The 14185-nt window shown below is 49.0% G+C and carries 12 protein-coding genes; 4 read left to right on the top strand and 8 right to left on the bottom strand.

All coding sequences use genetic code 11. From position 1 onward, the window contains the following. Positions 1-145 precede the first annotated feature (145 nt). On the top strand, positions 146-730 hold the full coding sequence (locus FSB84_RS18940) for a diheme cytochrome c-553 (protein WP_130539466.1): 585 nt from the start codon (positions 146-148) through the stop codon (positions 728-730). A gap of 138 nt (positions 731-868) precedes the next feature. Then, on the top strand, positions 869-2365 hold the full coding sequence (locus FSB84_RS18945; protein ID WP_147122272.1) for an MFS transporter: 1497 nt from the start codon (positions 869-871) through the stop codon (positions 2363-2365). A 53-nt stretch (positions 2366-2418) separates the two neighbouring features. On the opposite strand, the gene FSB84_RS18950 is transcribed toward FSB84_RS18945, so the two are convergent. Then, positions 2419-3753 carry a PQQ-dependent sugar dehydrogenase gene (locus tag FSB84_RS18950; protein ID WP_130539468.1) on the bottom strand — a complete coding sequence of 445 codons (1335 nt, stop codon included), beginning with the start codon at positions 3751-3753 and terminating at the stop codon, positions 2419-2421. Between the two features lie 133 nt (positions 3754-3886). Here FSB84_RS18950 and FSB84_RS31465 point away from each other — a divergent pair, with 133 nt between their 5' ends. Beyond that, positions 3887-4009, top strand: coding sequence for a hypothetical protein (locus FSB84_RS31465; RefSeq protein WP_262713764.1), 123 nt, complete (start codon positions 3887-3889; stop codon positions 4007-4009). Between the two features lie 46 nt (positions 4010-4055). Continuing rightward, entirely contained in the window at positions 4056-4409 is a 354-nt protein-coding gene (locus FSB84_RS18955) for a DUF1801 domain-containing protein (RefSeq protein WP_192909879.1), read from the top strand. On the opposite strand, the gene FSB84_RS18960 is transcribed toward FSB84_RS18955, so the two are convergent. Genes FSB84_RS18960 through FSB84_RS18990 form a run of 7 tightly spaced genes read right to left on the bottom strand, consistent with a single transcriptional unit; the run spans position 4406 to position 14182 of the window. Continuing rightward, positions 4406-5758 (bottom strand): MutS-related protein, encoded by a 1353-nt coding sequence (locus FSB84_RS18960; RefSeq protein WP_130539469.1) that lies wholly within the window; start codon positions 5756-5758, stop codon positions 4406-4408. The genes FSB84_RS18955 and FSB84_RS18960 overlap by 4 nt on opposite strands. Next, the gene (locus FSB84_RS18965) at positions 5748-7103 is read right to left on the bottom strand and encodes a MutS-related protein (protein ID WP_130539470.1); all 1356 of its coding nucleotides are present in this window, start codon (positions 7101-7103) and stop codon (positions 5748-5750) included. Before FSB84_RS18965 ends, FSB84_RS18960 begins: the two co-directional genes overlap by 11 nt. A gap of 12 nt (positions 7104-7115) precedes the next feature. Beyond that, complete coding sequence (locus tag FSB84_RS18970) at positions 7116-9410, bottom strand: Gldg family protein (RefSeq protein WP_130539471.1); 2295 nt, start codon at positions 9408-9410, stop codon at positions 7116-7118. Between the two features lie 12 nt (positions 9411-9422). Beyond that, entirely contained in the window at positions 9423-10355 is a 933-nt protein-coding gene (locus FSB84_RS18975; protein ID WP_130539472.1) for an ABC transporter ATP-binding protein, read from the bottom strand. Continuing rightward, complete coding sequence (locus FSB84_RS18980) at positions 10355-11932, bottom strand: PKD-like family lipoprotein (RefSeq protein WP_147122274.1); 1578 nt, start codon at positions 11930-11932, stop codon at positions 10355-10357. The genes FSB84_RS18975 and FSB84_RS18980 overlap by 1 nt, the downstream gene beginning before the upstream one ends. A 24-nt stretch (positions 11933-11956) precedes the next feature. Continuing rightward, positions 11957-12658, bottom strand: coding sequence for a DUF4843 domain-containing protein (locus FSB84_RS18985; protein WP_130539474.1), 702 nt, complete (start codon positions 12656-12658; stop codon positions 11957-11959). A gap of 12 nt (positions 12659-12670) precedes the next feature. Next, entirely contained in the window at positions 12671-14182 is a 1512-nt protein-coding gene (locus FSB84_RS18990) for a RagB/SusD family nutrient uptake outer membrane protein (RefSeq protein ID WP_207234188.1), read from the bottom strand. Positions 14183-14185 lie beyond the last annotated feature (3 nt).

A 14185-nucleotide genomic window follows, 5' to 3' on the forward strand; every position in this document is an offset into this window, starting at 1 on the left:
GGCTGGAGTAGTGTATTGACCTACCTTTGCGCAGCTCAGGTAACAAGACTGGTAAACATCCTGGTCAATTCACATCCTCAATTTCCGGGAAAGCCAGCAGCACTATACTTTTTATCAATCATCCCATATTCAATCAACAAGTCTAATGAAAAAGAGTGTCTTATTTTCTTGCGCCATATCATTTGGTCTGGCCATTGTAGTTTCCTGTAATGATCAACAGGCACAGGAGCCGCTTGCAGATGGATCGCTGAGTGCAGACAGCCTGGTGAAGCGTGGTGAGTACCTCGTAACTGTAATCGGTTGCGGTGATTGTCATTCTCCCAAAGTGATGGGACCGCAGGGGCCAATGCCGGCGCCAGGCCTGGAATTGTCTGGTCATCCTGCCAGTCTTCCCATTCCAAAAGTGGATACCAGTGAGCTGAGATCATGGGCATTGTTCAACCACAGTAACACTGCCGTGGCAGGTCCCTGGGGCGTTTCTTTCGCAGCCAATATCACGGGTGATTCCACCGGTATCGGTGCCTGGACAGAAGCTCAGTTCTTCCGCGCCATGCGTGAAGGAAAATACAAAGGTCTGGAGAATAGCAGGCCCCTGCTGCCGCCTATGCCCTGGATGAACTATACAAGAATGAAAGACATCGATCTGAAATCGATCTATGCATACCTGAAAACTACCGGTGTGAAGAATGTGGTGCCGGCCGCTATTCCTCCAACAGCGCTGGGGAAATAGTCATAAATCATTATAACCTGTCCTGACCGTAGTCCCTTATACAATTGTGTAAGGGATTTTTTTTGCCCCAATGCCAGTTCCTTTGGTCTGATCGTTTTGAGCATGGATTTTGTAACTTGAATCGAGTAATCGAAACCTATGAGGCTTTCACCGAAGGAAACACTGACCGAACAGGAGATCAAGACGGGATTGAAGTATGTGATTGGGGACGGATTGGCAACGGAGGCGATGAATACGCTTACGGGGGGCGCCTTCATGGTTGCATTTGCGCTGTTGCTTGGCGCCAACAACTTCGAGATAGGATTACTGGCAGCGCTGCCCACCCTGGTGAATGTATTCCAGCTGATCTCCATCTGGCTGGTAAGGCGGTACAATAACCGGAGAGCCATCAGTGTGATCTGTTCCCTGCTGGCCAGAACGCCGCTGATAATGATCGGCTGCCTGCCGCTGATGGGAGGTGTAACCACCATCGAGCCTGTTATCTTTTTCCTGTTTTTTTATTATCTCTTTGGAAGCATTGCGGGACCGAGCTGGAATGCCTGGATGAAGGACCTGGTGCCAGAATCCCTGCTGGGCTCGTACTTTGCACGCAGGGCCAGGAATATGCAATTGCTGAATGTGCTGCTTAGCCTTACTCTGGCGTTATCCATCGATTATGTGAAAGATCATTTCCCGCAATATGAACTTACCACTTATGCTGTAATGTTCATCAGTGCAGGTCTTGCAGGCGTCATTGGCGCTATCGTTTTGTCCAAAGCGCCGGAACCGAGATCAACACTCACCAATGGAAATATTTTCAGGCTCCTGGCCAAACCATTGAAGGATGCGAATTTCAGGAAGCTGCTGATGTTCAACTCTGCCTGGATCTTTGCATTCAACCTGGCAACACCGTTCTTCAATGTGTTTATGATGAAGACGCTGGGTATATCGTTGTCGTATATCATCGGGCTGACCATCCTGAGCCAGCTGGCCAGTATCTTCACTGTGAGGATGTGGGGTGTGTTCTCTGACCGTTACAGTAACAAGACCATTCTTGCTATCTGTGCGCCCTTGTACATCCTGGTGCTGATCGGTTGGTGCTTTGTGGGGATCTATTCCCGTTTTTATGTTAACCTCGCTTTGCTGGTACTCATCTTCATTGCAAGCGGAATTGCTACTGCCGGGATCAATTTGTCCCTCACCAATATCGGGCTGAAACTGGCTACCCGCAATGAATCCATCGTATACCTGTCAGCGAAGAACATCGTTACTTCCGTGTTCTCGTCATTGGCTCCGCTGGTAGGCGGATTACTGGCGGATTATTTCACCAGCAGGAAGATCGTGATCAATATCGAATATACTGGTCCGAAGATCAATAAAGTGTTGCATCTGATCAGCCTGCATGAATGGAATTTTTTGTTCCTGATCGGTGCGGTGCTGGCTTTTATTTCGCTGGAATTCCTGGTGCGCGTGAAAGAAACAGGAGAGGTGGAAAGGGATGAAGTGATGCGTGTGATGCGCAGCAGTATCCGTAACAACCTCAAGGATTATTTTCTGATCGGTCAGCTGATCGGCTGGCAGGAACAGTTATGGGGCATCTTCAGAAGAACATTGCATCCTGAAAGATATCCGGAAAAGAAGAAAATAGAAAAGTGAACATACCTGCAGAAAACAATGATCCACCGGAACAATCCTGATGGAAGTCCCTTTTATTGATGACTGGCGCTAATTCGCCAGATGCAATTGGCTGCATCATCTGTTACCAGCATACTGCCATCTTTCAGAACAGTAACGCCTACCGGCCTTCCATGCACTTTATTTCCTTGGGGATCGATCACAAAACCGGTGAGGAAATCTTCCGGCTCTCCTGAAGGTTTACCGTTTTTGAATGGAATGAAAACCACTTTGTATCCCGACAACCTGCTGCGATTCCAGGAGCCGTGCTGGGCCACGAAAGCGCCATTGCGATACTGTTCCGGAAATGCCTGCCCTTTATAGAAGGCCAGTCCCAGTGAAGCTGTATGATTGCCCAGCGCAATATCCGGTGCAATCGCTTTTTCCACAAGATCTGTTCTTTGTCCTTTCATACGCGGGTCTTCATTCTTACCAAAATAGGAGTAGGGCCATCCATAGAATCCTCCTTTTTGCACCGAAGTGATATAGTCTGGCACCAGCTCATCACCGAGCTCGTCGCGTTCATTCACGGCAGTCCAGAGAGTTTGTGTACCCGGCGCCCAATCCATTCCTACCGGGTTGCGAAGACCAGTTGCATAAATCTCTTCATTGCTCCCGTCCGGATTGATCACCAGAATATTGGCGCGTCTTATTTCGTTTTCCATTCCATGCTCTGCATTGTTGGATCCGGAGCCTACTGAAATATAGATCTTACTGCTGTCTGCATTGGTGATGATATTGCGGGTCCAGTGATTGTTATAACCGCCTTTGGGGAGGTCAAGTATTTTTTCAGCGGCCCCTGAAGTTTTGTCTGCACCGGCTTTGTAAGGGAATCTCAACAGACCATCTGTATTGGCTACATAGAAATGATCTTTGAGTACCAGCATTCCGAATGGCTGATTGAGACTGGTGAGAAAGACTTTCCTGAATTCCGGTTTTCCATCTCCATCGGCATCGCGAAAAACGGTGATACGGTTTGCGCTGCCGGTGTTCATGGATTTTGCTTTTCCTGTTACGGCATCTTTCACTTTTTCAGTAGCGGATTTGGTGGTATTTGATTCGGCTACGAAGATATTGCCATCAGGCGCCTGGTAGACCCAGCGCGGATTATCTAGCTTGTCGGCAAAAAGTGTTACAGTAAAGCCCTGCGGAGCTTTGGGCCTGGTACTGTCCTGCCACCCGATCACATCGCTGTAGAGCTTTGCAGATGGTGTGGAGAAGGGCGGCGGCAGGTTTACAGGGCCCTGGGTATAGCTCGCAGAATCTGCAGATGCCTGAGTTTGTGCAGCTTCCTTATTTTCTTTTGGTTTCGGTTTGCAGGCCGTGATCAACAATCCGCCTGATAATAAGATGAGCAAGGCAGGTTTCATAGCATATACGTTTACAGGGAATGCTTAAATCTTATGCCATCTGTCAATAGGAATGTTCTTCTGCTGATCAGATGCTGATCATTTGTATGAAGGCATTCATACAACGACGACATTCTTCCGCACAAATCCCGCAATGCTCCATGCCATGCCGGGCATGCTCATAGCAGATATCCGCGCAACGCTCACAAACGGCAAAGCGGAACTGGCAGATCTGTTCAGAGAAGGCGGCTTCCGGAAGTTTTACCAGGAACCGTAAAAATCTTAGACCAGCTCCTTTTCAAAATATGCGGTAAATTGATGGCATGACCGCCAATGAAATGGACAACTGGTACCTTAAGCAAAAGGAACCACTGAAAAGCTGCCTGTTGGCGCTTCGCAGCATCATTTTGCAGCAGGGGAGTGAGATCACTGCTGTCTGGAGATATGGTATGCCCTTTTTTTATTACAAGGGCAGGAGATTTTGCTATCTCTGGGTGCACAAGAAATGGAAGCAGCCTTATATCGGTATCGTGGATGGTAACAAAATAGAACATCCGGAACTGCTTACGGAGAAGCGGTCCCGGATGAAGATATTGTTGATAGATATGGAAAAGGATTTTCCTGTAAAAACCATCCAGGAGTTATTGGAAGAAGCCATCGGTCTGTTAAAGGATTAGGTTAGCCTGTTATCCTGCAGCAGGCCTTCCTCAAAGTGCTTCCCGTTCCTGATGATCCCGATAATACCTTCATTGTGGATGATCCGCATGCCATGCCTGTCTGTAGTAACGCCTTTCTGTAACCGATAAGTATACCGGGGCACTGTTCCTTCCATGATGGTAGGAAAATAGTGGAAACTGATATTTGGAACTGATGCCAGCGCTTCCGTTACTTCAATGATATGGGTTGATATGATGTAGAAACAGTTGGGATAGCCGGCAAAGGCCCTGGTTACAGACAGGGTGGCATCATAAGCATCTTTCACATTGGTGCCTTTGAAAAGTTCATCGAAGATCACCACCATATTCTTCCCTTCACTGACATCTGTGGCAATATCCTTTACCCGCCGTACTTCAGCGTAGAAATGGCTGTAGCCCGATTGCAGATTGTCCGGCACATTGATGGAGGAGTACAGCCCCTCCATAACGGAGAAGCGCATTTGTTTTGCGGCAACGGGAAAACCGGCATGCGCGAGGTATACGGCAATACCGAATGATTTCATGAAAGTGGATTTGCCCGCCATGTTCGCGCCAGTGAGGAACAGCACATTGTTGCTGCCGGTCAGGTGCAGGGAATTGGCGACAGCTCCCTTCAATAAAGGATGACGGCATTCTTCAATCGAGATCATGCCCGCTTCAGCCGGCAATGCTTCAGCATAGTTCAGGTTCTCTGCTGCCGCCACCCTGCCTACGGTGCTGTAGAGGTCCAGTTCGTAAATGAAGCGCAGCAAAACGTCCATATGGTCCCTGAATCTTACCCGCAGCAGGTTATTGAAAAGGATGGCTTTGGAGAAGCTGAGTTCCTTTCCTGCCGGATATTGCAGCAGTTCCTGTATTCCGGGGAGCTGAAGGATGTTTCTCACTTCCTGTAACCGCCCAAAAAGGGGAGCATGGGAAATGGACAGCAACAGGTCCGGCAGCTTGTTCAACACAGCAATGGATAGGCGAAGATTCTCCAGGATGGGTTGAAAGTCCTTTCCCATTCCCAGCTGCTGCATCCATTTCTTACGGATAAGAACAACCGATTCCTGCCATTTGCCGGCGGCGTTGCTCCGAAGGTAGTCTTCCATCTGCCGGAGGGTATCGCTATCAAAGGGGAAGTCCAGCGGATGATGGTGGAAGTAACGGAACACATTGCTGCGCTGGTTGATGGCCGCGGCATCCTTCAGGGGTTGTACAAAGAGTTGCTCCAGCAGTCTTTCCCCGCCGGTACTGTTCACTTTATTGAACAAGCTGTAGATGGAGTTGTTTTTGAATTTACCTGGCAGGTTGAGGTCTTCCTGCGTTTGCCTGTCTGCTTTAAAGTTCATGTGCCCTGATTTTTGATTTTCCTTTTTCCAGCATTTCAAGGATGCCTTCATGCTGAATGATGATCATGCCATGCCTGTCTGCTGAAATGCCTTTTTGTAACTGGTAACTGTATTGTGTAGCTCCGTTCCGCACTTCACTGGGCAGGTAAAGGAACTGGATATTGCTGCAGTTTTTGGCCAGTTCTTCTCCTGCTTCCATGATATGGGTGGATACGATGAACATGCAGTTCGGCTGGCTGGCAAATGCTGCTGTTACTTCAATGGTAGCTTCACCCGCATCTTTTACATTGGTGCCTCTGAACAGCTCATCGAAAATGATGAAGAGATTCCTGCATCGCTTCAGTTGCTGCGCCATCTTCTTCACACGTAGTACTTCCGTATAAAAATGACTGTATCCCATTGCCAGGTTATCCGGCAGGTTGATGGTAGTGAGCAATGCATCGCAAACGGAAAAGACCATCCGGGCAGCAGGTACCGGAAAACCAATATGGGCAAGGAACATGGCTATACCCACAGATTTCATGAAAGTGGATTTTCCCGCCATATTGGCCCCGGTGAGAAATACGATATTGCTACCCGGCAACATGGTCAGGTTATTACTCACAGGTTTTGGAAGTTGTGGATGATACACGCCTTCCAGCAATAATTCCCTTTGCATGCTATCGGTGGCTTCTGCAGTTACAAATCCCCTGTTCTTCGCTACAGCAGCTGCTGAGATCAATACATCCAGCATGTAGATGCCATAAAATATTTTCCTGATCTGCTGCATTTCCTCCTGTCTGATGATCTTGTCCCAAAGCGCAGTTGTGGCGAAGTCGGGTTTCAGTGGAAGCTTAAGCCCTGCCATCTCCTTCAGTGCCGGCGATTGCAGCGATAGAGAAAGTTGCCTTAGCTCTTCACTGAGCGGCATTGACGTGGAACTGACCGGCATGGTTGCCAGGAACTGCTGCAGCCTGATCAGTATCTCCACCACGGAACAGAGCCCGCGAAGCAATTGCTGGTATTCATTGTCTGCACCAATGAACTGATTGAATTTCCTGCCAATATCGTTCTCATGCCGGTACAGCAATTTTCGGTTGTCCGTTTCCGACAGGTATTGTTCGGCAGCATCAAACAGCTCTCCTTTGAAGGGGAAAGCTGTTTGGTTTTGCATAAAGTAGCGGATGATCTTACTCCGGTCATTGATCTGCTGCCTGTTGGCGAGCGGGTAGCGGAACAATTGTTCCAGCAGTTCCGCTCCACCTCTTGTATGGGTACGGTTGTAGATAGAATAGATGGAACCTTTCTCTTTATTCCCGAACACCCTGAGGTCGTCCAGGGTCTGCTGATCGATCACTAAGCTCATGGTAAATAATTTTTATCTGCTTTTTCTGCGGATCCAGATGAACATGCCGCAACAGGTCAGGAGAACGGGGAATAGCCATTTCAATCCGGCCTTGCTGATTGCCCAGCTGGTTTTACCAAGGTTCAGTGAGCGGTCTGGTTGGTTGGGCCTGCGCATGTCTACGGGGAGTTCTTCATTGGTGAGCCAGTAGAAAATGCCACTGATGAAATTGAAATTGGCGGCAGGCACATCTTTCCGGTTCATCATCAGTTCCCCGTTGCTGAAGCAGTCTGCATCACCCATCACGATGATATGTTGTTGTTTGTTGTTGACGGTCCTTTCCAGCGCAACTACAGTGGGCCAGGGTTTTTCCTGTTCGCCTGCCTGCGGGTCGAGCCTGGCTGAATCGTCTATAAAGTTGGTGGTCTGTTGTTCCAGCCATCCTCCTGTACTGTCTGATGTGAAGAGGGTGGTGGCTTCAAAACCTTTGTTGGTGCTCACCTGCAGGGCAGAAGCAGTAGAGAGTGGCAAGAGTTGTTCATTCTGGCGGATATTCCGGAAATGGAAAGCCAGTTTGGTGGATTGAGGTGTGGGCGAAAGCAGGAGCAGGTCCGGCTGGAATTTTTTGCCGGGCTTCACCAGTGTGCCTGGCAGAAAGCTGACGCCTAATGGCTCGCTGAGCGGGTTCATGAATGCCTCACGGCCAGGCTCACCTGCAATGATACAATTGCCGCCTTTGGCGATATAGCGGTTCAGCCTCGCCAGTTCTTCTTCCGTCAGCGGTTTCCTGATCTCGGCTACGAGCAGGATCCTGATATGCTCGGGAATTTCCTGGTCGAGGGTCACATCCTGGAAATCGAAGCCCTGGTTGATGAGTGCGTAACGGAAGGATTTCTCCTGCGCAAACATATTGTAGCCACGGTCTTCTTCTCCATCACTCCTTCTTTCTCCATGACCTGTGAGGAAGCCAACAGTAGGCAGCGTATCAATCACCAGTCGTTTGAAAGCAGCAGTGATCTCGGTTTCAGAGGGAAGCTTTTGCAGGTCGTCGTATACACGGAGGAAGGCTTCCTTGCCATTGTCGCTTTTCAGATGCCGCACAAAATGGAATTTCTCCGCTTCCAGTTCAACGTCCTTACTGTAATGCTTATACGGATAGATATCGAATTTCCAGTCGTACATCTTGGTGAGGGTATCGATCATCTGATCCCCGTTGAGGGTGGGATATTGTTTGTTCAGCAGTTTATTGTCTGTGAGATGATAGTAGTAGTGGTACTTCATTTTGATACCTGGTTTGAAGCGCTGGTATTGTTTGAAACGGTCCACATCTATTTTGTAGGATTCAGGCAGGGCGATCCAGAAGTTCTCGTCCAGCATATTGGTGTAGGTATGGATGGTCATACCATCTTTGAGATGGCTCAGTACCTCCTGGCTGCTTTTGGTGAGGGTATTGGTTTTGGTTCGTGTGGCATCGTAATACCCCATCAGTTTCGGTTGTGCGCTGAAGTAGCCCAGCATCAGTCCTGTCACCAGCACGGCAGCGTATTTGCCTGAATTGATCACCCAGGATCTTTTCTGCCTGGCGGCCTGCATTTTGATGATGGTGAAACTGATGAACAAGCAGATCACGATGAGGAAGTAAAGGAGGTCTTCACTGGTGATCATCCCTGAAATGAAAGTATCGCAACGGCCGGAGATGGCCAGCCAGTAAGTGAGGTCGCGTACGAATTCAATATCCTGTCCAACCGTCTTCACATAATTGAGTACGGCAAAGATGGCGAGCGTTCCCATGGCAGACACTACGGTGTAGGAGGTGAGGGAGCTCATGAAGAGTCCGATGGCGGCATAGGCGCAGGTGAGGAGGAAGAGGCCCAGCAGTCCTGTGAGGATCAAAGGTACATCTACCTTGTGGATAGTGCAGATGGCAAAGATGCTGAATACTGCCAGCACGGCCATCAGCACCAGTGCATAGATCACCAGGGCGAGGTATTTGCCAAACACGATCTGGCGTGAGCGCAGCGGGGAGGAGTACAAAAGTTTGATGGAACCGCTGCTGAATTCACGGCTCATCAATCCCATTGTGAGTAGAGGAATATATAGAAAAAGATATTGTTGCACGATCGTGAAAGTGCCCTGCATGCCGCCGAATGTGCTGAAAGTGGCGCTCCATAATTTCCATCCGATCAACTGTCTTCTCACCATCCCGTCGTAGAGGGAAGTGAATACCAGCCCGGTCTGAAAAGCGAATATGACAATGATGAGCCAGGCGATGGGCGAAAAGAAAAGTTGCCTGAGCTCTGTTTTTGTGATTTTGAGTATGGGTTTCATCCTGATCAGTTTTTACCGGGCGGTTTTGTTTTGAGATAATGCTGCGAAAACATTTTCGAGCGACATTTTTTCCAGGGAGATTTCCAGCAATCTCCATTTTTTCTGTACGCTGGTTTCGATGATGCGTTCCATCGTTTCCTGCGCCTGCGTATACTGCACCCGGTAGCGGATGCCGCCGAGCGGTTCAATGTTCATCACACCTGGTATGGAGAGGAATTCATCCAGAGGTGGCGCACTGATCATAGACAGTACGAGGGTGGAGGGAAGGATATATCCATCGAATTCTTCCATGGATCCCGCGAATGCCACTGTTCCCTGGTTGATCATCCAGATATTATCGCAGAGCGCCTGCACTTCCTGGAGGATATGTGTAGAGAGCACTACTGTTCTTTCCGAGGCTATTTCCCTGATGAGGTTGCGCACTTCCAGGATCTGGTTGGGGTCGAGGCCATTGGTGGGTTCGTCCATCACAACAAAATCGGGTTTGTGGATGATGGCCTGTGCAATGCCCACGCGTTGCTGGTAGCCACCGGAGAGGTTCCTGATCAGCCTTTTGTTGAAATGGCTGATGCCAACTTTTTCCATGGCTTCACCAATTGCTTCCCTGATCTTCGATTCCGGCATGAGGCGGATGCCGGCTGCATGTTCCAGGTATTCTTCCACGGTCAGGTCCATCAGCAGGGGTGGCTTCTGTGGCAGGAAGCCGATATATTTTTTAGCTTCCACCGGATGGGTGCGCATGTTCACGCCTTTGATGGAAACCTCACCCTGTGTTTGGTTCAGTACGCCGCACATGATGTTCATGATCGTTGATTTGCCGGCGCCATTGGCGCCGAGCAAACCATAGATCCCATTCCGGTCGAGTTCGAAGTTGATATCTTTCACTGCCCATTGCGAATTGTAGCGGTGCGAGAGGTTTTCAACTTTTACAATAGCTTCATTCATTATCGAGTGTTGAGTTTTTTAGTGAACGGATCACGGATATCTTCTGAAAACGTATTCATAGTAAGAGCCCCATTTCCAACTGAGGTCCACGATATCTCCCACCTGTTGCTGTGAGAACAGGATGCCGGTGGCGCCGGGTTGGCGCTGCCCAGTATTTCTGTTTTGAGACTGCAGATGGAGAATACACCATTGCTGAGCGCTACGCCCAGCTCGCCGCCTGGTGCATCGGTGGTGATGGCTTTGATAACACCGTTGCCAAAATCGTGATAGAGCTTAACCTGTTTGGTATTCACATCGTAGAAATACAATTTGCTGCCTTCCCCGAAGAAGAGATAGGAAGAATTGCGGATGCGATGGTAAATGGTATTGTCTGTTACGATGCCATTGCCGGCAAATGCTTCCTGCTGGTGTTCGTTGGCTTCCAGTACTGTACCTCTCCTGGTGAGTCGATAGTTCTGTAACAGGTACTGGCCGCTTGTTTCGTTTTTGATGATGTTCATGAAATAAGCGCCATTGGCATAGTCGCTGCAATAGATCAGCGCATAACCGGCCTGGTTATTCAGGTCAACGAAACCTGCGGGCGGTGTGCTGCCGTTGGCCAGGTACAGTTTGCCTCCGAGGAAGGAATCGTCGCCGGTGGTGGTGAAGAGGCCGAGGAAGCGTTTGTGCAGGTCGTCATACAGATAAAGAAAATAAGTGTAGTCGATGCTTACATCGATGATTTTGCTGATATGGGCGCCGCCGCCTTCGAAGTACACGGGTACATCCATGAACTTACCCTGGTGGATACCGCCCATCGTTACGGAATTTCTTTTCCAGTACACATTGCCATCACTGAGTAAAGTGAAGTTGACAGGGCCGCCGTCCACATAATCAACCGGCACGGCGTTATTGGGAAAAGCATTGCCATTGAATTCATTCCTGAGTTCGATCACTTTTGAGAGATCGGAGCCATTCAGGTAGGTAGTAGCATTACCCTGTAAAAGCAGCACTTCATCTGCTGTGTAATCAGGAAAGGCTTTGCTGGCGAATTTTACGGGATTATTGCCGAGTGGAGCGTCCGGATGCAACTGGTTGTATACATCGGGGAAATATTTGTACTCATAATAAAGCTGATTGTTGTTATCCCTTTTGGCATCCCGTCTTACGAAAGATATTACAGATTTACCCTGGTCTTTTGTAAGCAGCATCCAGCCTGCCTTGTAAGATGAGATCACCTGCACCTGTATCGAAAATCGTGTAACGATCCCTGTTGCTTTTTCTTTCACATGCAGGTAGATCATAACATAGCCGGTGATGTCCGGCACATAGCCGAGGTTACGTTCGCGGGATACAACGGAATCCAGTTGACGCCACTCGAATTCGAAAGCGTTACCTGTTGTGTCCCTTTCAGGATGTTCCCAGGAGAAGGCTGGTTTGAGCTTCAGGGAATCTCCCAGTATCACCGGAGGCACGGTAGGATGCGTGATATTGTTGATCTTGCTGTATTCAATGATGTCGTAATTCCCTTTGTCCTTGTAACAGGCCGTAGCCATCAGTATTATACAAAGGATCAATATTTGAAGGGGTGATTTCATGTTGCTGATTTTTTGATTCACGAATTATCCGCCGATGAGGGCTACGGTCATTTCGGAGCCATCTTCTTCATAAACTGTTCTGCCCGCATCTTTTTCCATGAGCAGGTAATTTTTGAACAGAATGGTGTAATTGCGGAGCTCAGGCTCATTGGCTGGATTGAGGTCTACTTTACCTGTTACCTGGATGAAGAGCTGGTATTTCTTGTTTGAATAATCTCCCAGAAAATACCATTCTACACGCTCCTTCCACCATCCCGGTTGTGCAATTACGTTAGATATATTGATGATGGCGATGGAATAATCGGTTTGTCCCTGTCTGAAATCATCGGTGGGTGTGATGCGCAATACCAGTCTCAGCGGTTTCACGGAGATGGCAGGCGTTTTTTTGATGGTGATCCAGGCGGTGTCTGCGATGCTGTTGGCGGGGAGGGTGAAGCCGGAAGGCAGGGCGTAGTTGCCCTCTTCCGCGGTGGAGGCTTCTTTCACCACAGTGATCTTATATTGTCTGTCTTTGTCCACCGGTTTACCGATCAGTTCCACGGTCAGTGGCATGGCGCCTTCATCCTCATCGGGCAGGGCCAGGAAGGAGAAAGCGGAGGAGTCTGTATAGTTCTTACTGAACTGAATGTATTCATCTCCTTTGTATAATTCGATCTCATCTTTCTTACAACTGCTGAACAATGCGAGGATGCAGCAGGGGATGAGCAGGTATTGAATCAGTTTCATTTGTTCATTTTTTTAAAGCATGTAAGCGGTTTCACTCAATGGAAATGGAGCATACCAGTCCTGGGGAGCCATCACCAGGTCTGTGGCGCCATTGAAGATGTTCCGGTTGAGTCTCTTGTAGAGAAAGAAGGTTTGTCCTTCCGTCAATGATTCCCGGGTAATATCCTTCACCAGCATGTCCATCAGTTGGCCTGGCGTTGCAGCGGGGTTGATGGGTGTTTTGGCGCCGCGGTTGATGCGAAGGGTATTGAAGATGGGGATGGCGTCCCCGGTATTTTGCTGCCTGAGGAGGCATTCGATGAGGATATGGTACATCTCCGTGAAGCGGATCACGGGCAGGAGCGGACCCTGTGATTTCAGCACCTGCTCTGCATTGTAGCTGTTGCCACGTGGCCTTTGCCAGGTGAGGTAGCGCTGGTCGTTGTAACGGTTGTACCAGCCAACAAGACGGAAATCGTCCAGGTCTCCTTCAAAGAGTTTGCTCATATAGCCACTGTTCATCCGGAAGAACTGGCTTTGTCCCTGGTTGCTGTTGATGATGGCATCGTAATTATCGTAGTTGAATGAATTGGAGAAGGCGAGCACCAGTTCATCCGGCCTTTTGGTATAGATGAAATCAACATCGGTTATCTGTCCCTGGTAGATGGAGCTGGTCCATGCAAACCAGTTCCTGCGCTGTGCATCGTATACGATCTTCGCCTGCTTGTAGGCTTCCACGTAGTCGCCTTTGTAGAGTTGTATCCTGGCAAGCAGTGCGGTGGCGGCGAAATAGTTCATGCGTTGCGCGCGGAAGCAGAAGAATTCGCCCTGTGGAATATTGTAGGGGGAATTGGCTGTTTTGATCCTTCCTGTGGGCAATCTCATAGTACTTCTGAGGAAAACGGTATCGATGCTGGCCAGCAGGGATTGCGCCTTCGTCATATCCTCAATGATCCTGGTGAAGATGGTGGGCATGTCGAGCCTTGCAGGCTGATAATCCGGATAGCTGCTCACATAAGGGATGGTAAGTCCTGTTGCTCCGGCGGCGGGTGAGGGGGCAAAGATGCGCAGCAGGTCGAAATGCACCATGGCGCGGATGCCGTACATTTCTCCAAGGATCATATTCTTTTCATTGGAGCCCTGCGCAAATACACCTGTGTCTTTCTTTCCAACTTCCTGAATGATATTATTGCAATTGGCCAGCACATTATAGGACCGTTTCCATACCTGCTCCATGAGCGATTGTGTGGATGACGATTCGTAATTGAATGATGCTGCATCACGCATGTCGAAAGGCGTGTAATAGTAATCGTAATTGTTTCCCATGGCGCTGATCACTCCCCAGCTCAGGTTCTTGCCATACAGGTCAGTGCCGGAGAGCAGGCGATATACGCCGTTCACGGCAATGCGGATACCTTCTCCATTCTTGAAGATACTTTCCTGCAATACCTGGTCATTGGAAGAAACATCCAGGAATTTGTTACAGCCCTGGAATGTATACAAGGGAAGCAAAAGCAGCAGCAGCCAGCGTTGTATAGGTTTCATGAT

The organism is Pseudobacter ginsenosidimutans (assembly GCF_007970185.1).
GTDB classification, from domain to species: Bacteria; Bacteroidota; Bacteroidia; order Chitinophagales; family Chitinophagaceae; genus Pseudobacter; species Pseudobacter ginsenosidimutans.

What these genes read in the sequence shown, in the direction of transcription:
- FSB84_RS18940 (WP_130539466.1), top strand. Translation starts at nt 146, where the DNA reads ATGAAAAAGAGTGTCTTATTTTCTTGCGCCATATCATTTGGTCTGGCC.
- FSB84_RS18945 (WP_147122272.1), top strand. Translation starts at nt 869, where the DNA reads ATGAGGCTTTCACCGAAGGAAACACTGACCGAACAGGAGATCAAGACG.
- FSB84_RS18950 (WP_130539468.1), bottom strand. Translation starts at nt 3,753, where the DNA reads ATGAAACCTGCCTTGCTCATCTTATTATCAGGCGGATTGTTGATCACG.
- FSB84_RS31465 (WP_262713764.1), top strand. Translation starts at nt 3,887, where the DNA reads ATGCTCCATGCCATGCCGGGCATGCTCATAGCAGATATCCGCGCAACG.
- FSB84_RS18955 (WP_192909879.1), top strand. Translation starts at nt 4,056, where the DNA reads ATGACCGCCAATGAAATGGACAACTGGTACCTTAAGCAAAAGGAACCA.
- FSB84_RS18960 (WP_130539469.1), bottom strand. Translation starts at nt 5,758, where the DNA reads ATGAACTTTAAAGCAGACAGGCAAACGCAGGAAGACCTCAACCTGCCA.
- FSB84_RS18965 (WP_130539470.1), bottom strand. Translation starts at nt 7,103, where the DNA reads ATGAGCTTAGTGATCGATCAGCAGACCCTGGACGACCTCAGGGTGTTC.
- FSB84_RS18970 (WP_130539471.1), bottom strand. Translation starts at nt 9,410, where the DNA reads ATGAAACCCATACTCAAAATCACAAAAACAGAGCTCAGGCAACTTTTC.
- FSB84_RS18975 (WP_130539472.1), bottom strand. Translation starts at nt 10,355, where the DNA reads ATGAATGAAGCTATTGTAAAAGTTGAAAACCTCTCGCACCGCTACAAT.
- FSB84_RS18980 (WP_147122274.1), bottom strand. Translation starts at nt 11,932, where the DNA reads ATGAAATCACCCCTTCAAATATTGATCCTTTGTATAATACTGATGGCT.
- FSB84_RS18985 (WP_130539474.1), bottom strand. Translation starts at nt 12,658, where the DNA reads ATGAAACTGATTCAATACCTGCTCATCCCCTGCTGCATCCTCGCATTG.
- FSB84_RS18990 (WP_207234188.1), bottom strand. Translation starts at nt 14,182, where the DNA reads ATGAAACCTATACAACGCTGGCTGCTGCTGCTTTTGCTTCCCTTGTAT.